This is a genomic window from Luteibacter aegosomatis, assembly GCF_023078455.1.
GTDB lineage: Bacteria > Pseudomonadota > Gammaproteobacteria > Xanthomonadales > Rhodanobacteraceae > Luteibacter > Luteibacter aegosomatis.
In genome coordinates this window covers 1,911,729-1,928,523 of record NZ_CP095740.1, presented here as the reverse complement: position 1 = coordinate 1,928,523, position 16,795 = coordinate 1,911,729, and the positions used below count along the sequence as shown (strand labels likewise).

Genomic DNA, 16,795 nt, shown 5'->3' with positions numbered 1-16,795 from the left:
CACTGTTCAGTATCGTTTTCTAACCCCTACCCCGCAACCCGGAGGTCTCGTCGTGAAGTTTGCTTACACGCGTCTTATCACCGAAGACGTCCCAGGCTTGGCCGTCTTTTACGAGAAGCTCCTCGGAGTTCCCGCCAAGGGCGACGACAGTTATGTCGAATTACGTCCAAGTGGCGCGATCCTGGCGATCGCCAGCCGCAGGGCTGCCACCTTTGCGTACGGCGGAGAGTGGTTCGCCCGCGCAAATAGATCGGCGATCCTGGAATTCGAAGTCGAGAGTGTCGACGCCGAGCGAGTACGTGTCGATGCCCTCATAACGGAGTGGTTGCAAGAACCGAAGGACATGCCTTGGGGCAATCGCTCGATGCTGTTCCGAGACCCCGACGGTAATCCGGTTAATTTTTTCACGCCTATCGCGTCGCCCTAATCCAGCAACAGGCCACCGTCTAGCCTAGCGTACGCCTTCCTTCTGCCTGCATCTCCACTACTGCTAGTCACCAGCGCTGACGTCGTCCGAACTCAAGTCGCGCAGCATCGATGTACTGCTGCAGCTTTGGGTTTGTTGAACTTATGCCATTGATTTCGTTGCCGGATGGTTCGCCCGATCGTCTTGCACCGCCGTTAGCTTCAATCATGATTTGTTCTTGTCCACGGACGGCATAAGAATTAGAGAAAGAATACATCAAGATGGCTGGATCAACTTCCTTGGGCACACCAATCCGCATTAAGTCGGGTGAAACGTTTCGGAGAACTTTTCACGACTCCTCACTCAACATCTTTGCGAGCATTTTATGCACTGCCGGGACCATATCCACGGGTTTTAGTCCTGCCTCCTCCGCGACACCGAGCGTGAAATCAAGCGCGTAATCGGAAAACGGCGTAACTCGATTCAATGCAATCCACAGGAGCCGCTCTTTGGCAACCAAGGTTCTTTCGGTATCAGGTGGGTACCGCTTTCCAACACGATTCGATAACTCAGCGACGTATAAGTCCGCACCCTCTTTAATTCCTTGCTCAAGGAAAAGACGGGCAGCTCGGAGAGCTTCGATTTGGGTTGCGGACAGACCTGTACCCAGTACTTCGCAGAGATCACACGCGAGGGTAGGAAGTGAGCTGACATCTATCGGCACCTCTAGCGCCTGAAGTTTTTTATCCACGAGAGATACAATTTTTTCGACTGTATCGATGTCGGAGCATGATGTCATTGTGAGTTCGCCTATCGGGGAGAAACCGTCTTCACTCGAAGGTATTGCGACACAACTCGGCAGGTAGGACACGCCTCCAAAATCTTCGCCGGCCGATTGAGCACCAATAGCTGCTTGACGCGCCGATGCAACTGCCACGTCAGCCGCTTGTTCGCTTGTCATCGTGGCAGCGGGTGCCGCTTCCGGAAGAATCGCGGCTCCGGCCAGCACCACGGTGGGCGCTGCCATGATGGCTGCACCCACTACGGCGATAGGCGCCGGTGGTCGAGCTGCGTCAGGATGCATGGCAAACGATCGAGCCATGGTGTCGCAGGCCAGGCCATCGACACAGCGTCCATTGGAGTCGGTATTACCAACTGGATTATTCGCCGCATATGCGAATCGGTTAAAGCCAATCACGTTCGCGGCGCCAGGGACATCCCCAATCAACACTAAGAAAGCGGCCTACAGCGGGGTCGTAATACCTCGCCTGCATGTAGACCACGCCAGTATCCGTATCGTCGACGTGCCCCGTGTACCCCGGCCCTTCCTCCGGTGCACCTCGGGCGACTGCACCATAAGGCCGGTAGTCGGCGGTGGTGAGGATGCTGCCCGCGGAATCGGCCGTCGCCAGCACGGTGCCTTGCTGGTCGGTGTAGTAATACGTGGCCGTCTCAGACGCATGGGTTAACCCGGCGAATCCAATGAGCATGAAGACCACCCAGCCAAGGGCTCTCCCCAAACGACGACTGCACTCAGGTGCGGCCTGCGATTCCAGGATGGCTCCCATAGCCGCAGCCGCTTTCGCCGAAAACGAGCCGCACCTCTTCTTGATCGAATCCATGCCCTTCTCCGAACTGACGCTATGCCAAAGCAGTGCGCACGCAAACTGGTCCAATCGAGACGCAGATCCCGCAATCGCGTCGTAAACCGCGGGGCACGCCTCACGCGCAACGAACGTCAGGGATCGCAGGATCGTCGACGGGTCGAAGCATCCCCATAGCGATTCCGAGCGCGGAGACGCGATGACATGCTGGCCGATGGCATCGCACAATCGAGCCTGGTCAGCTGAATCCAGCGCCAGCCCCGCGCGCACGTTCTCGGCCTCCGGGAAATAGTTCATCGCCACCAAGCGCATGCCGAGCGTCAAAGTTCCGGAGGCTTCGACAATCGCCCTGGCTGCCACCGCTTCACGGTCTTTACCAGCGACGTGCATTACCGCGCCGATCACCTCTTCCGTCGTCTGGCCCAGATTGGGTGTCAGCATGCCACGCGCCGACGCGCGCGCGACAAATGCCGGCGTTTCGGTCAATCGCGCCATCGCCACGGCCAACTCGATCGGGTCTTGAACCTCATCCGCCCCTTGCAGCCTCGCCATTTCTCCAAGACGTTCGAGGAACTCGAGCGCCCCTCGCGGATCGATGGATGCACCGATCTCTGCACGCGCCACCGGCTCAGTCAAGAACGCCCTGACCTGGCGGAGACTCACCTCGGCCGACCCAATGCTCATCCGCAGTGCGACGGCCAAGCGAACCGGCGACGCGAGGTGCCCCTGCGCGTCCTCAACGGAGAGCGCGACGGCGATCCCCTTGCCGGGATGGGTGCGAGGAAAGAGGTGGTCGACAATGGCCTGAGCTTGAATTGGCAAAATGCAGGCCTCGATGGCCTTGCTCCGGAGATCGACTCCCGCATTCACCGCGTCGACAATCGCGTCAGAGAAACCGTGCTCACCGGGCATGGGGCCGACAAAATACCACGATGCCGGCGAAGCAACTCGTAGACCGGGCCGCACCGCACCATCAAGGCAGCCAGCCCTTGATTGCGCGGAAAATGGGACGCATGGACGACGCGTCCGATTGCGGATGACCGACGCCCCGGGCCAGTGAATAGATAACGCACGCTACAAGATCGAAGAACGACGAGGCAGCAGTTGGGTGATCGTCACCAGCACCGCGGAAGACCATGAGAACACCATGGACGTGGTTTGGCTACCGCGATCCATTCCACCCGATCACCCGTTCGTCCGCACCCGCCCGCCGATGGGCTGATGCTGGGAGCAAAGGTTCGACTCCGCTTGAGTAGTTCAACCAGAAGCGGTGGCGGAAGGCGATGACTCGACACGGCGTTTATCATACGCATCTTCATCGGCATCGTCGGCGACGAGCTCCTGGCGGAGATCGGCGCAGAGGACATGGACCGCTTGCTCGATCCACTTGCCGCCGAACGATCTACAAAGACCTGTCGCCGCGCGCAGCGGTCGCCATTACTAAGCTTAATGACGAGCCGAAGCTCAACCTTAGTATCGAGAAAACACCTCGATCGGCTCCGGGTTTCTTCAAACGGCGCTCGATGTCGGGACATTGGCGGAAACCCGTGTGCACCCTTCCGCCGTCCAACTTGAGGTGTCGTGCGCGCAGGGGATGCTTATCAACAGGGGCGATCCACTGTGCTAGGAACTTTTGGCGTCAGCAAGCTATTTGCGATTTACTTGGCGATTCGTCGGCTGGAGCGGCGGCCTCGAACCCAACCTTCAATGCCTCGATGTCTGTTCTATACACGTTGATTTCGCGACATCGACGCGGTGCGTGTGCCCCTCCCTGCCCTCGTCCGAGCATAGGCAGTCAACCGAGCGCGGGCATCAACAAGCGCTTCGTACTGGCCGAACGCTCATCGAACCGGGCAACGTGTGGCTGACGACCCAGCGATCGAGGCTGCGCCGCACGCAGCACGAGGCTCGCGAGGCGCGTTCGGGCCGTGTCGGTCAGGGTTTCGCACCAAACAGGTCGAGAGCTTTGTCGAGTAAGAAGCCGACGCAACCAACAGAGGAATGATACGGCCGACATCCTGACGGGTCCCGATCTCGCAATCGCATAAACATGCGATACATGAATCGAAATCGGAACTTTTCGCTTCCGATTTTTCGTAGGACGTGACCTACATACTCTATCGGATTACCCCGACTTTTCCTGCCGATCCCGAGCTACTACGGTCAATCAACAATTTGCACCTTGCCGCGAAAGCACTGACAAGCAAGCGGCGACACATTTTCCATCCGCGCGACGGCAAGAAACGGGAGCAGGAGATGGGGAACTCGGCACTCGAGTTGGTGAATTTCTTTCGCGGCGATGTCCACGGCACCGAGCTGCTTATCCGCACTCTTCATGGCAGGCTGACGGCCATGCGACGTCGGTTCACGCGGCTGCTCGCGAAAATGGAGCACGTACATCTCGACGTCTCCGGCCTACTGGCTTCGTATGGAAGACTGTCTGCTGCCGAGCAGTCAGCGGTTCTCATATCGGCGGACTTCTTCAACATCTGGCAAGCAGCGTCGGTTGATACGCCGTTGAATCAGCTCGCCAAAGCGAACCGCGAACTGCAAGCCCTTCTCTCTACCCAAGATCTTGCGGCCGGGAGAGCACCAAGCTTCCCGGAGACAATCGGCCATCACGACAAACTCTGGTTGCCACATGGAAACGGCCACCTTTCCCTGGAGTGCGGCGCCTGGGCGCACGTTCCCGGCAATGTCATAGGCGGCTGCATCACCATCGACTTCGACAGCCCCATGGCTGTTGCTTCGGTCGCCACAAGTGGAGTCCTTAGCAGGCCCGCCCGTGTCGGCAGCGAGATTGAGCGACAGACGGTCGTTTCGAAGCTTGATCAAGCTCTCCAATCCGTTTCGGAAGCGTTTCCCGCGTGGGGAACCATGATTCGCACCTTCGTCGCCCGTATCGTAATCCGATTCACCAGAGAATCATCAGAACCGCAGCCTGGCGGAATCGCTTCAGAGCATGCGACAAGCGCACCGGGAATCATACGATTCGCAGACGTCCATACAACTGCATGGACCCCAGCGGTTTGCGCCGAACGCATCCTGCATGAGGCCATGCACAACTTCCTCGCGTGCTGGGAAGACACCAATGGAAGCTTCTGCGCCAATTCGCCTCTGTACCGTGCGGTATCCCCCTGGACCGGCAACCAGATTCCAAATACCTCACTGGTACACGCCGCCTTCATTTACTACGCCTGCTACCAGATGTTTACGAGGTTTCAGGCATCGGGTCCGTCACCACAACGCAATGACCCTTCCCTCGCTTCGCTTCGCGAACGATTTGCCATGGGCTTTCACGTAGCGCCCGTCCTGGAAGATCAACTCGGCCTGGAAGATCCACCGCGCCAAGACGTGTGTACTGCTCTGGCAGCGATGAAGGCTGATGTGATCGAGCGCCACGGCAAGGGCGTCGGAGATAGGCTCCAGGGCGACGAGCAGCCCGGGATCGTGGTGCTCTATAGCGACGCCGTCGACCCCGTCGTTTTAGATCTCCGTCGGGAAGCGCCAGAAGATATGAGGTACATCCATATTGACGACCTCATCGAAGCGTCCGGGCCAGCCACGACTTCAGGTCTCTCAAAGCACCTCCTGCGTGCACTCGCCGCAGACGTCCAAGGCCGGGTTGTTCTAAATCGTCTGTTCAAACTGGACGGCACAAGGACGGAAAGTCGATGTACCGAGCGGAAAGTCGACGTAGCGTGGGTGCATGTCGACCTGCTGCCCGTACTCCACCGTGCGGGCCGACTCATCCACGATCCCGGTCCCGACGGCGTATCCCGCAGTCGTCTTCCGCTGAACCTCCAATGGCTGTTGCTGAGAAAACGTGGAATACGCACGCCGGATTTCAAGTTCGGCGTCGGCGAAACAGCGATAAATGCCAGGGATTTCCGCGACCCCGTACGGGTCGACAGCCGAGCGCTTGATCGCTGGCCGACGGACTTTCGGTTGCAATCCGTCAACGGACCAAATGCCTTCGTCGTAGACGTTCCGGCCGGCACACCGTTGATCGTTCAATATAGCGGCTCTGGACGATGCACGACGCCGACGCCGTTGATGGGCGATGCGGTCGAAGCGGAGATGGGGAGAATCATTGCCGCCTGCCGCACCTCGTTCAAGAGCGAAGTCGGCGAGATAAGGATGTATATCGGTGATCAGTCGGAGGTGCTTTTTTATTCATTTAATCCCGTACTGTCTACAACATTTCGCACCGATACCTTCTTAAGATCGCTCGAGGCTCAAGAAGCGAATCCCCCGAGTGAGCACGCATATGCCTAGTCCGAAATCATTTGCCAGGCGTCCGCCCCGGCCCTCGCTGAACTGGCCGCGATTCAAGACGACTAAATAGTTCCACCCGGCCTTTTCCCATTCCGTGAACCACGGAACAACCCGTGCGAGATCCTCGCACGGCCCTCAGCACAAAGGAGATCCCAATGTCGAACGAAACCAAGCCGAAGTCGGCCCTGGCAGTTACCGCTATGGCCCCTCTGCTGCTCGCCCTCGGTACGGCCGCCTCTGCGAGCCCAGTCGCTGCCCCCAACAACGGTCATTCCGTGAACACCTCCACGGAAACCTCCATCTCCGCGGCAGACGTCGCGGCCGCACACGGCCAGATGGATTCGGCCCACGACGAGACGGTGGACTACACCTATTGCGTAGGCAAGTACGACAGCCTGGCTGCCGCACCCGTCTCTCAGTACGCGTCCAAGGGAGAATTCGACGCGTGATAACCGGTGGGCGGCGACTTGTTCGCCGCCCACTCCCGACAACGCCACCGGCCGTTGTGCGCCGCGCTTTCCAACGAAACGCGCTTGACGCGTCTTGATCGCGTGCCGGCCGATGCAAAGCGGCTCGGCGAAGCAAAGGAACATGACCATGCTTACCCCGGAGTATTCAGCATCGCTGCGAGACCCAAAAAACGCACTCGAAGATCTCAGGCGGAAACTTGGCCCCATCTACGGAGGTGAGTACCTCGCCACGCTCTTCCACTCGCTCATACGCCGGGAAAGACCCCGCACCGTGCTTGAACTGGGCACAGGTCTCGGCGTGACCACTGCGTGGCTGGCATCCGCAGTCAAAGAAAACGGGATAGGACGGGTATACACATACGACAACGGTAGTCAATTCGAAGGGATCAGGAATGCTGCCGCGAGCCTCCTGCAGGAGGTGTCCTGGCCGGCGACGTCCGAGACAAAGGACTATGCCCGGTTCCTCGAAGAGGTGTGGCGGCGCGCCGGGGTTGACAATGAAATTGAATTTCGACTTTGCGACATAGACGTCCGAGCCCTGTCAGCGGGCTCTGGCGCAATCGAAGGCCAAGGGCCCGTCGATATGGTCTTCGCCGACTACGACCACTCTCCTGGCAATGTCGTCCGCCTCCTGGGTTACCTCTTACCCCTTCTCTCCGATAGTGGTTCAGTATTCGTCGACTCGGCACCCACGCATATTCCGACGCATGAGCTGATACAGCGGGTCTTAGCTGAGCTCAACAGCGGCTCCCTAACGAGCTTCTCCGACTTGGGTCTCGGCGAGGAACAACACTCGAGAATTAGACGGCTTTCGTCCACGAGTTACTTCTCCTACATGCCCATGATCGAGAGTGAGCATCGCAAGCAAAACAGCACGGCTTGGATCAAGGCTTTGCCACGCGATCTTCGCGCGTCAGGATTCTTCTTGCACTAAGCTATGCACCTCAAGTTTCACCATATCTCCTTTTTTACATTCCATGGAACACGGAACAACGCGTACCAAATGGCTTGCGCGTGCGAAGGGGACGAACATGTCGAACGACAATAGAACCAAGGCGTCCGTTTATATTCCGCCCGCCAACTAAGGAGATAACCATGTTCTCCCAGAAAGAAGCAATGAATTCGCTAGTCGATTTCTTTTTACACAACTCGACAACGATCATTTTTCACGACTCTATCGCGGAAAAGCGGCTCACGGAGACGCGAAACAAGTTGATTTACGTTCTTGCCGCGCGAGAAGTTGAGTCGAGTCTGATAGAAATGCCCCTGTCGTTGTACGGCGAACTCGGTCCTGAAGGACAGATCCGCCTGCTCACAAGTGCGGAACTCGGAGCATTTATCCAGAGGTGGTACCGCAAGTCGGTGCGCTCGCCGGAACAACTGGCCGCCGAATTTTTGGATTTGGTGGTGAGGGAATCATTAATTCTTGCTACTCAGAGCGGGGTCGCCCGAGAGAACCCGGTATGGAGCCCCATGGGCGACCGATATATCGACGAAACCGGTAACACCGTCTCCCAACCCATGGTGGGAGGGTGCATTACCGTGGACTTCGGAAGCCCTCTTTCTCGCCTGGTCGATGAGAGCAGCTCGGTGTTCGGCCAGCGCTACATCCCGATGACGCAAAAAGACAGGGATGTAGTCGTCGAAAAATTTGGCAGGGCGCTCGCGCTGGTCGACGAGATAACCCCCATGTACGGACACATGATCAGGACCTGGGTGAAGCGGATCTTCGTTCGAAAATCGGTTCGTTCTCATGGCGAGGACGGCACCTCTACAGCGTTCATTCTTAGCTCCGAACACATGCCGAAGTATATTTACACCATTGGTTTCGGCAACCCGCAACTTCCCGAGAAAAGCATTCTCTCGCTCGCCGAGGGCCTCATCCATGAGGCCGTTCATTCCTTTCTTGCGGGATATGAGGATGTATACGGCGACTTCTGTTCTTCGGATGTATCATATCGTCCAGTCTCCCAATGGTCGGGCCGCCCCATCGCGAGCCATTCAATCGTCCATGCCATGTGCGTATACCTCGCGTGCCACGAGTTCATGGTTCGCCTGAGAGGGCATGTGTTTGCCCATGAGCATGCGGACCTCGACTCTAGGCTCCTTTACATCGCCTCGGGATTTACGGTTCGTCATCTTCCATCGACTCGACTGGCCACGCCAACGGCTATTCCGCCGCACACCTCTTACCTCGTCGATGAAATTCACCGACGGATGTTTCGCTTCTACAGCACCGCCCGGGAACTCGCCACTTCTGGCGCCGGAGAGCCGCAGGAGTCCGCCGCATGAGGAAAAATCTGGCCGTCATTTACAGTGATCCTAAGGATCCCGTCGCCCTCGACCTCCGGAACCTGGGAGTCGATGTATTCCATGTTGACGAACTCAATCCCGGATTGGTCCTTTCCACATGGCCCGTGCCCGTCAGGCACGCGGAAGCCAGCATCTTCTCGCGTCGACTTGGGGGAGCCGTCATCAATAGAACCTTCTCATTGAGTGGCACGCTCATCGGAAGTCGGCTCGAAGAGGCGGGCATCCACAGACAATGGTTCTTCGCTCTGATCGACGATCTGCTTTCCGGCAGCGAATGCCTTATGTTTGATTCTGGCCTTCAGGGCATCTCCCGGTCCAATCTACCCCTTGACTTGCAATGGCAGCGTATGCGTGACCTCGATGCGGCCATACAGACTCCAAAGTACGCAACGGCATCGGGCCTGAGCATGCCGGATTTGTCGGGTCTCGCCGATCCAATGCAGAAATCCGTGTGGTCGGTCTTCGATTGGCGCGAAGAACGCCTGATTTCGGATGACGAACTGATTTGGGACAAGTTTTTCGTGGAGCGCCCGGTAGGCGCCGCGATACAGATATATTTCGTCGGCGACTATCCGTTCACTCTCGCGGGAAAGGATGTGGAGAGCGATGATGCACTTCGTCGCGCGGCAGACACGTTGGTCACGGCCGCAAAAAAGGCGTTTTGTGCAAAGGCAGGCGAGTTGCTCGCATTCTGGAACGGCGGCAGGCTTTCATTCCACGCCTACTCCCCTTTCCTGGTCAACGCCTGGAAGCTCCCTAGCTTTCGCTCGCAATTTCTTGCACACGCTGGACTTGCTCACGAGAGAGAATGTTTGGTATGAAGGACGAAGACTTCCGTCTTTCGTGTTGTCGAATAACCGTTGGATGAACTTGTATGCAAATAACGAAAAAGGATCTTCGTTCGGAGCTTCCCCCGTTTGCATCCCTGCCCGATCCGGTCCAGCGGTTTATCGATTTTTGGCTGCGGGCACACAGGTGCATGATCACCCACGATAACCGCCGGGTTCTCGCCGAGTCGTTAGTTGTTCATTTGTCGCATGCGCCGTGTGAATACGCTGCTCTCGATCGCCTTTTTGACGAGACGGTGGCACTCATCCCGCTTGAGGCAGATTCGAAGTCCGACCCTGATGATGCGCGTAACGCCTGTCATTCGGGAGATCAACCCTCCCCGTCCTGAGCGAAATTTCCATCTCTTCCTGAAGGGCGAGGTCTTGCTTACGCAAACTTCATCCTCTTCGCTGCTAAAACCTGCCGTTATCCGCGTTCTTACTCCGTTACGCGCAAAATTAAGTAGGAAAACGTTCAAAGCACGACTGGCTGAACGGCAGCATCGGCTCATGGGCGGGTATTAAACGCACTCCAGCGGCCATCTCGACGAGACCCATCGTCAGGAAAACAGCCGCGTTATCCAGTTCGACACGCGGCGCCAATCTACCGCGGTGTTGTGAGGTACGGAGAACATCAAACCCTAGCCTTGGAACTCGCCGAAGTGGTGAGCAGTGCTTTTTATTCGCCAAACGAATCGTGGCGGGCGACGTTATTGACGCCATGCAACTCGTGCAAGATTCCGGCAATGAGCAGGTCGATGCCGGCGAGAAAGTCGGCACGGTCGTCATGCGCGCGCAATTGCGCTCCGATGCCGTGCGCAAAGGGGTATTCCGCTGGATCGAGACGGCCCCAGCTGCGGGCGATCGATGCCAGTGCCTCGGTTCGATCCAGGGCATGCGCGCGCGCGACCTGCGCGTTGGCGGCGTTCTGGCCGCCCACGCCGACGATGTAATTGAACACCGCCATGGCGGCAGTCCACTCTTTGTCCGGCGGGACACCAAGAGCCCGGACATTCTGGCCGACGGTATCGAAGACGCGAACAAGGGGCGACTGACCCGGCATGCGGGTAAGTGCCGCTCCCACCCATGGATGCGCGTCGAACGCATCGAAGATGCCCAGGGCGAACGCCCTGATCGAATGTCGCGGGTCCGCGCCCTGCACGTGGGCGCGATGCACCTCGGCAATGATCGCGTCGGATGCGGCGACCATCAAATCGCTCTTGTTGGCGACATGGCCATAGATCGCTCCCGGCCCGGTCGCGAGCTGGGCTGCCAGCGACTTGAAGGTGAGGCCCGCTTCACCTTCGCGGTCAAGCAGATCAATGGCCACGGCCACGATCCGCTCGCGCGATAAAGCCTCATCCCGCCCGCGAATTTTCCGTTTCGTCTTGCTCATGCCACATCGTGGCATACGTGGAACGGCATTCCAAGTTGACATGGGTGGAATGCCGTTCCACCATATTGGAACGACATTCCATTAACTGAGTGAGGGCAAATCCATGGCGATGCGGGCGACTCGGGACGGGCGCGATGCTCGACGGAACCCGGCAGGAGGGTTGAATGGCTGAGCACCCTCATCCGCGGTCCATCGCCATCATCGGCGCAGGCCTCGGCGGCCTCGCGCTCGCTCGCGTTTTGCATCTCCATGGGATCGCCGCGACGATCTACGAAGGTGAGCCGTCGGCTGAGGCTCGGCCGCAAGGCGGCCAACTCGATATCCACGAATACAACGGCCAGCGCGCGCTCGAAGCGGCAGGGCTGCTCGACGCGTTTCGCGGCATCATCCATGCCGGAGGGCAAGCGTCGCGGGTACTCGACAAGAACGGCACCGTCCTGCTCGACGAGCCAGACGACGGCAACGGTGGGCGGCCGGAGGTGCAGCGGGCCGATCTGCGCCGCATCCTGCTCGATTCGATTCCTCCCGGGATGATTCGTTGGGGACATCGCCTATCGAGCGCCGAATCCCTCGGCGACGGACGGCATCGGCTCCGCTTCACCCATGGAACGAGCATCGACACCGATCTGCTCGTGGGCGCCGACGGTGCGTGGTCGAAGGTCCGGCCGCTACTCTCGACCGCGATACCAAGCTACACCGGGATGACGTTCATAGAGACCTATCTCCATGACGCCGATGCCCGACATCAGGCGGCGGCGGCCGCGGTGGGCGCCGGTGCCATGATGGCGATCGCACCCGGCAAGGGCATCCTGGCGCATCGCGAGGCGAATGCGGTACTGCATGCCTACGTCGCGTTGAACAAACCGGAGGATGGGATACGCGAGTTCGCCGTCGAGGGCAGGTTCCTGACCGAGTTCCACGATTGGGCACCCGCGCTGACGTCTCTCATCACGAACAGCGACACGCCTCCGGTCCTGCGCCCGATCCATGCGCTGCCGATCGACCATCGCTGGGACCGCTCGCCTGGCGTGACGCTTCTCGGCGATGCAGCCCATCTCATGTCGCCGTTCTCCGGCGAAGGGGCCAATCTCGCGATGTTCGATGGTGCCGAACTCGGAAAAGCGATCGCAAGCCACTCGAACGACATCGAGGCGGCTCTTCGCTCCTACGAAACGGACCTGTTCCCACGAAGCGCCGCCGCGGCGGCAGAGGCAGCGCGAAATCTAAAGGTGATGTTCGACGAGCGGGCGCCGCAAAGCCTGATCGATCTCTTCGCGGACTATCGGGCAGCGGCGAGCCACCGCTCGAACATCCCGGCTGACGGCGGCGACTAGGCCTTCTTCAGAAAGCAGACCTTGAGCACCAGGCCCTTGATCTTGTCCGAGTTTCCTTCGATGTGATCCGCGCCCCCGTCGACCAGGCGGATGTTGCGGATGACGGTCCCTTGCTTGAGGGGAATGGACGAACCCTTGACCTTCAGATCCTTGATCACCACGACCGTGTCGCCGTTATTGAGCAGGTTCCCGTGAACGTCCCGCGCCACGGCGACGTGTTCCTCGATATCCGCCTGCTGCTGCGGCCACTCGTGCGCGCAATCGGCGCAGATGTACATGTCCCCATCAGGATAGGTGTTCTCCATGCCGCATTGAGGGCACGCGGAGATGGTTGATGTGTTCACGGCATTTTCCGTTGTTTCGGGCAGGCGGGTTTGTGCTGCCTGGTTCCCCGAAAGGGGGGCGAGCAGGCACCCATGGGTGGGGGCATGCGCACGCCGTTATCTCCGGCAAGCGCCCCGCTATTATACGATGTCCAGTCGCCGGGCCGCCGGAGCGGGTACTCGATGGAACGCTTCCGGCGTCGGTCGACCTGCGCGGATCTGCGGCGACCACCAGGGACAGCGTGGGCAACGAGCAGCGGGGCCATGGGCCACCATGGAGACGGAAGGATCTTTGCGTCGACGACTCGCGATCCGGTAATCCTGTACGAGCCGCTGTATCGCTGGGGCAACAACCAGCGAGACGCTCCATGCCGTCTTTCTTTAGACCCCTTGGCGCCGCGGCACGATGCGGTCAGGGTGTGGGACGTGGCGCCCCGGGACGTGGTTGGGATCCCGGCGGCATGCGGCCGAGGACGGCATAACGCAGGATGGCCGCCATGAGGTAGCCTGTGATGCGTGCGATGTCTCGCACCGATCGAAAATGACTTGGGCGCATGGTCGGTTCATACCTTGCCCAGATGGGCACGAAACGTATACGCGCGCCCAACTGCCGAGACGATTCCACCAGTATCGCGCTTTCGAACACGAAGTGATCCGTAGGAAGCCCTTTCAGATCCAGCACGCTGGCGGGGTAATACCGGAGGCCGCTCTGCGAGTCGGTGATGACCTGCCCGGCCGCTTTGGATACCGCCCAGTCGGCAACCACATTGGCTCGTCGGCGCCGAGCCGGCTGTGCATCCCGCCCCTTGAGACGGGCCCCGATGACCAACGACTGTGGGGCCTGCCGGGCGGCATCAAGCACGGCTGCCACATCGTCGGCCCGATGCTGGCCGTCGCCGTCGAGCGAATCACGCCGGTGTAGCCCCAATCTCGCGCATGAGTCCAACCGCTGCGCAGGGCGTTTCCTTTGCCCTGGCATGTGTCGTGCCGCACCACGCGCACGTCATGCGCCAGCGCCACGTCCAAGGTCCCATCGGTGGAGCCGTCGTCGACCACGATGATCGGCAGCCTCAACGATTTCAACTCGGTCAACAGGGAGCCGAGCGCGCGCTCCTCGTTGAGGCACGGGATGAGCAAGGCAAGCGTACCGGAAGGCTTCATCACAAGTGGGCTCTGGTGAAGAGACGCCCCAATGTCGACGAGCGCATGCCAAAACCTTGTCAAGGGAATCGGATTTTCGCTCCACGTTACTTATGTTCGACGGCAAGGCCGCACTGTTAGACGCGGAAGACTTCCCAATCGCCGTTCGGTTTCTCTATCTTGATCATGACCTCGCCTCCCGCATTCTCGACCATTCGAGCCACGTCGCCGGCGTAGGTGATGGCGTCCTTTTCGGTTTTGAGTTCGCGAACCGGCCTTTCGTCCGCGCGCACTCTCCATGGCGCGTGATGGGACAGCGGGGGCGAGATGTAGATGACCACACGCTCCGTCATGCCTGACCGAGATCCCTGCGCACGTCCTTCACCATCACGCCAACCTGCCCGACGACCTCACGCAATCGTTCTTCCGACACACCCGGCGCGCTCGTCCAGTAGCGCACTTCATAGCGTTCGTTGAGGTTGATCCGTTGAGCATCGGCGGGGCCGCGGTGGTTCGTGTCGTCGCTCATGGCGCTCTCCTCGTCGCAGTGCCCGCAAGAGGTTGCGAAGGCGCGCGTCAAAGGGCTGCGAAGAAATACTCGAACGTGTTCGCCTGCGCTCTTCACGCAGCGTGCCATGGCCGTCAGATGGGCGAGGGCGCCGCCGACGAGGGAACCCTCGCGTGATCGGCAAGCCACGATCCCGCTGCTTCGATGGCCGAGGCCAGCATGGAGCGGTTGAATGGTTTGGCCAGCCGCGTGATGCCTGCGCTTTCCGGAGACGAAAGTGCCTCGGCATAGCCGGAGGCAACCACGATCGGCAACGTCGGTTGGAGCCGACGCAAGGCCTCCGCCAACTCGGCACCGGTCATTCCCGGCATCGAGAAATCGGTGAGCAACAGGTCAAATTTACCGGGCGCTTCGAAGGCCACTAGCGCATGGCTGCCGGACTCGGCCGCCACCACCACATGGCCCATGTCTTCGAGCATCGCGCACAAGGTATCCCGCACCAGCGCATCGTCGTCGACAGCCAGGATTTTCAGGGATCGCCCGTACTCTGGAGGGCGAAGGTCCGCCGCCGCGCCGGAAGGTCGGGCAGTCTCCGTGTCGTAAGCATCCCCCGCCGCCGGCAGAAGCAAGGACACCACGGTGCCTTGGCCGAGGGTGCTTTCGACCATGAGGCGTCCGTTGGACTGCTCGGCCAACCCGTGAACCATCGACAACCCAAGTCCAGTGCCCTTCCCCACCCCTTTGGTGGTGAAGAACGGGTCGGTGGCGCGGGCGAGCGTTTCCGACGACATGCCTTCCCCGTCATCGGCCACAGACAGTCGGATATACCGGCCCGGGGCGAGCCCGGACGCGTGCTTGCCATCCAGGATTTGCGACTGGGCCGAGATTTCGATGTGGCCGCCGTTGGGCATCGCGTCGCGAGCGTTGACCAGCAGATTCAGTAACGCCAGCTCGAGCTGGTGGGGATCGACCAGCGCGCGGCCCAACGACAACGGGAACCGGGTGGTGACCTCCACCCGGGAACCGAGCGTGGTCCGGGTCATCTCGCGCATGCCGTGGATCAAGGCGGGCAAGTCCACCGCCGTGGGCTTGAGTTCCTGGCGGCGGGCAAACGCGAGCATGCGCTGCGTGAGCGACGCCCCCCGTTCGATCCCCGCCATCGCCGTCTGAAAAATGGACTGGGTGCGCGAATCCTCGGGCAAACGATCGCGCAGCAATTCCAAGGTGCCCTGGACGGCCATCAGCAGGTTGTTGAAGTCATGCGCCATCCCGCCGGTCAACTGACCGATGGCTTCCATTTTCTGCGCTTGAAACAAGGCCTCGCGCGCCTCCTCCAACTGCTGTTCGGCAGCGCGCTTTTCGGTGACATCGCGGGTCACCTTGGCAAACCCCAGGAGGGCTCCGTCGTCGTCGAGGATGCGATCGATGACAACGTGCGCCCAGAACCGGCTGCCGTCCTTGCGCAAGCGCCAGCCTTCGTCTTCCGCTCGGCCGATCTCGGCAGCGATGCTCAAGTTGCGATGCGGGATGCCCGCGAGCCGGTCTTCCTCGGTGTAGAAGGCCGAGAAATGGCTACCAATGATTTCGTCAGGCAGGTAGCCCTTGATGCGTTCCGCGCCCGAATTCCAAGTGGCCACGTGCCCCTCGGGGTCCAGCATGTAGACCGCGTAATCCGCAACGCCCTGAACCAGAATCCGAAACTGGGTTTCGCTCATCCGTAAGCGTTGGAACGCCGGGCTCCCTGCGCCCGCAATGCCGTCGTTCGTCAACGTGCTTCACCATGTCACTGAAACCGACCTCGGAGTCTCGCGCAAGCCTGTCCTTACGGTGTTAATGGCGCGTCAACGCGGCTCGACGGCGACGGCAGGAAGCGTCTCACGCCGCCACCGTAGCCACGTCAGCGCAAGTCGCCCGGCCCCTGCCCCAGGCGAAATCCACGTGAGGGCCGTCATACGTCGGCCGTCCGGGGTCTTCGTCCGAAGGCAGGATCAGGCCACATCCTGCCGACGGGACCCGCGTTGAAATGGAAGCCACTCACATGTTTGGTCAAGAGGAATCTCCATGAACGACCTGATCGAACTGTCCGCGCCCTGGTGGACTTATGTGCTTCGCGGGGCCGTGACCTACCTGGGCCTCCTGGTCCTGATGCGTCTTTCCGGCAAACGGACGTTCGGGGAAATGTGAGCCTTCGATATC

General features: G+C 59.8%; 17 protein-coding genes. 8 read left to right on the top strand and 9 right to left on the bottom strand.

Features of this window, described 5'->3' with window-relative positions; all coding sequences use genetic code 11:
- Positions 1-52: 52 nt before the first annotated feature.
- Positions 53-427: a VOC family protein gene (locus L2Y94_RS08945; RefSeq protein WP_247374458.1), complete on the top strand. Its 375-nt coding sequence runs from the start codon at positions 53-55 to the stop codon at positions 425-427.
- Between the two features lie 67 nt (positions 428-494).
- On the opposite strand, the gene L2Y94_RS08940 is transcribed toward L2Y94_RS08945, so the two are convergent.
- The 3 genes from L2Y94_RS08940 to L2Y94_RS08930 all read right to left on the bottom strand — a co-directional run bounded on the left by L2Y94_RS08940 (position 495) and on the right by L2Y94_RS08930 (position 2,922).
- Positions 495-713 carry a hypothetical protein gene (locus L2Y94_RS08940; RefSeq protein WP_247374456.1) on the bottom strand — a complete coding sequence of 73 codons (219 nt, stop codon included), beginning with the start codon at positions 711-713 and terminating at the stop codon, positions 495-497.
- Between the two features lie 42 nt (positions 714-755).
- Entirely contained in the window at positions 756-1,433 is a 678-nt protein-coding gene (locus L2Y94_RS08935; RefSeq protein ID WP_247374453.1) for a hypothetical protein, read from the bottom strand.
- 157 nt (positions 1,434-1,590) lie between these two features.
- The gene (locus tag L2Y94_RS08930; protein WP_247374450.1) at positions 1,591-2,922 is read right to left on the bottom strand and encodes an RHS repeat domain-containing protein; all 1,332 of its coding nucleotides are present in this window, start codon (positions 2,920-2,922) and stop codon (positions 1,591-1,593) included.
- 1,191 nt (positions 2,923-4,113) lie between these two features.
- Here L2Y94_RS08930 and L2Y94_RS08925 point away from each other — a divergent pair.
- The 5 genes from L2Y94_RS08925 (at position 4,114) to L2Y94_RS08905 (ending at position 9,892) form a co-directional block, all read left to right on the top strand.
- Entirely contained in the window at positions 4,114-6,288 is a 2,175-nt protein-coding gene (locus L2Y94_RS08925; RefSeq protein ID WP_247374447.1) for a hypothetical protein, read from the top strand.
- A 275-nt stretch (positions 6,289-6,563) separates the two neighbouring features.
- Positions 6,564-6,737: a hypothetical protein gene (locus L2Y94_RS08920; protein WP_247374446.1), complete on the top strand. Its 174-nt coding sequence runs from the start codon at positions 6,564-6,566 to the stop codon at positions 6,735-6,737.
- 142 nt (positions 6,738-6,879) lie between these two features.
- Positions 6,880-7,692: a class I SAM-dependent methyltransferase gene (locus tag L2Y94_RS08915; RefSeq protein ID WP_247374443.1), complete on the top strand. Its 813-nt coding sequence runs from the start codon at positions 6,880-6,882 to the stop codon at positions 7,690-7,692.
- A gap of 161 nt (positions 7,693-7,853) precedes the next feature.
- Positions 7,854-9,050 (top strand): aKG-HExxH-type peptide beta-hydroxylase, encoded by a 1,197-nt coding sequence (locus L2Y94_RS08910; RefSeq protein WP_247374441.1) that lies wholly within the window; start codon positions 7,854-7,856, stop codon positions 9,048-9,050.
- Positions 9,047-9,892: a hypothetical protein gene (locus L2Y94_RS08905; protein ID WP_247374438.1), complete on the top strand. Its 846-nt coding sequence runs from the start codon at positions 9,047-9,049 to the stop codon at positions 9,890-9,892. The genes L2Y94_RS08910 and L2Y94_RS08905 overlap by 4 nt, the downstream gene beginning before the upstream one ends.
- A 685-nt stretch (positions 9,893-10,577) precedes the next feature.
- Here L2Y94_RS08905 and L2Y94_RS08900 read toward each other — a convergent pair.
- Entirely contained in the window at positions 10,578-11,294 is a 717-nt protein-coding gene (locus L2Y94_RS08900; RefSeq protein ID WP_247374436.1) for a TetR/AcrR family transcriptional regulator, read from the bottom strand.
- A gap of 164 nt (positions 11,295-11,458) precedes the next feature.
- Here L2Y94_RS08900 and L2Y94_RS08895 point away from each other — a divergent pair, with 164 nt between their 5' ends.
- Positions 11,459-12,628, top strand: coding sequence for an FAD-dependent oxidoreductase (locus L2Y94_RS08895; protein ID WP_247374434.1), 1,170 nt, complete (start codon positions 11,459-11,461; stop codon positions 12,626-12,628).
- Here the strand turns inward: L2Y94_RS08895 and L2Y94_RS08890 are convergent.
- The 5 genes from L2Y94_RS08890 to L2Y94_RS08875 form a co-directional block, all read right to left on the bottom strand.
- Positions 12,625-12,933: a zinc ribbon domain-containing protein YjdM gene (locus L2Y94_RS08890; RefSeq protein WP_247375188.1), complete on the bottom strand. Its 309-nt coding sequence runs from the start codon at positions 12,931-12,933 to the stop codon at positions 12,625-12,627. The genes L2Y94_RS08895 and L2Y94_RS08890 overlap by 4 nt on opposite strands.
- Before the next feature lie 687 nt (positions 12,934-13,620).
- Positions 13,621-14,112, bottom strand: coding sequence for a glycosyltransferase (locus L2Y94_RS21415; RefSeq protein ID WP_425602447.1), 492 nt, complete (start codon positions 14,110-14,112; stop codon positions 13,621-13,623).
- A 116-nt stretch (positions 14,113-14,228) separates the two neighbouring features.
- Entirely contained in the window at positions 14,229-14,444 is a 216-nt protein-coding gene (locus L2Y94_RS08885; RefSeq protein WP_247374432.1) for a hypothetical protein, read from the bottom strand.
- The gene (locus L2Y94_RS08880) at positions 14,441-14,620 is read right to left on the bottom strand and encodes a DUF3606 domain-containing protein (protein WP_247374430.1); all 180 of its coding nucleotides are present in this window, start codon (positions 14,618-14,620) and stop codon (positions 14,441-14,443) included. The genes L2Y94_RS08885 and L2Y94_RS08880 overlap by 4 nt, the downstream gene beginning before the upstream one ends.
- Before the next feature lie 113 nt (positions 14,621-14,733).
- Complete coding sequence (locus L2Y94_RS08875; protein ID WP_247374428.1) at positions 14,734-16,314, bottom strand: PAS domain-containing sensor histidine kinase; 1,581 nt, start codon at positions 16,312-16,314, stop codon at positions 14,734-14,736.
- 346 nt (positions 16,315-16,660) lie between these two features.
- Between L2Y94_RS08875 and L2Y94_RS21265 the strand changes: the two genes are divergently transcribed.
- A complete protein-coding gene (locus tag L2Y94_RS21265) occupies positions 16,661-16,783 on the top strand; it encodes a hypothetical protein (RefSeq protein WP_256452170.1) in 123 nt (40 codons plus the stop codon).
- Positions 16,784-16,795 lie beyond the last annotated feature (12 nt).

Excerpts from the sequence above, each read along its gene's own strand:
- L2Y94_RS08895 (WP_247374434.1), top strand. The coding sequence starts at position 11,459 with ATGGCTGAGCACCCTCATCCGCGGTCCATCGCCATCATCGGCGCAGGC.
- L2Y94_RS08930 (WP_247374450.1), bottom strand. The coding sequence starts at position 2,922 with ATGCCCGGTGAGCACGGTTTCTCTGACGCGATTGTCGACGCGGTGAAT.
- L2Y94_RS08915 (WP_247374443.1), top strand. The coding sequence starts at position 6,880 with ATGACCATGCTTACCCCGGAGTATTCAGCATCGCTGCGAGACCCAAAA.
- L2Y94_RS08890 (WP_247375188.1), bottom strand. The coding sequence starts at position 12,933 with ATGGAGAACACCTATCCTGATGGGGACATGTACATCTGCGCCGATTGC.
- L2Y94_RS21265 (WP_256452170.1), top strand. The coding sequence starts at position 16,661 with ATGAACGACCTGATCGAACTGTCCGCGCCCTGGTGGACTTATGTGCTT.
- L2Y94_RS08905 (WP_247374438.1), top strand. The coding sequence starts at position 9,047 with ATGAGGAAAAATCTGGCCGTCATTTACAGTGATCCTAAGGATCCCGTC.
- L2Y94_RS08910 (WP_247374441.1), top strand. The coding sequence starts at position 7,854 with ATGTTCTCCCAGAAAGAAGCAATGAATTCGCTAGTCGATTTCTTTTTA.
- L2Y94_RS08935 (WP_247374453.1), bottom strand. The coding sequence starts at position 1,433 with ATGGCAGCGCCCACCGTGGTGCTGGCCGGAGCCGCGATTCTTCCGGAA.
- L2Y94_RS08880 (WP_247374430.1), bottom strand. The coding sequence starts at position 14,620 with ATGAGCGACGACACGAACCACCGCGGCCCCGCCGATGCTCAACGGATC.
- L2Y94_RS08875 (WP_247374428.1), bottom strand. The coding sequence starts at position 16,314 with ATGAGCGAAACCCAGTTTCGGATTCTGGTTCAGGGCGTTGCGGATTAC.
- L2Y94_RS08885 (WP_247374432.1), bottom strand. The coding sequence starts at position 14,444 with ATGACGGAGCGTGTGGTCATCTACATCTCGCCCCCGCTGTCCCATCAC.
- L2Y94_RS21415 (WP_425602447.1), bottom strand. The coding sequence starts at position 14,112 with ATGAAGCCTTCCGGTACGCTTGCCTTGCTCATCCCGTGCCTCAACGAG.
- L2Y94_RS08900 (WP_247374436.1), bottom strand. The coding sequence starts at position 11,294 with ATGAGCAAGACGAAACGGAAAATTCGCGGGCGGGATGAGGCTTTATCG.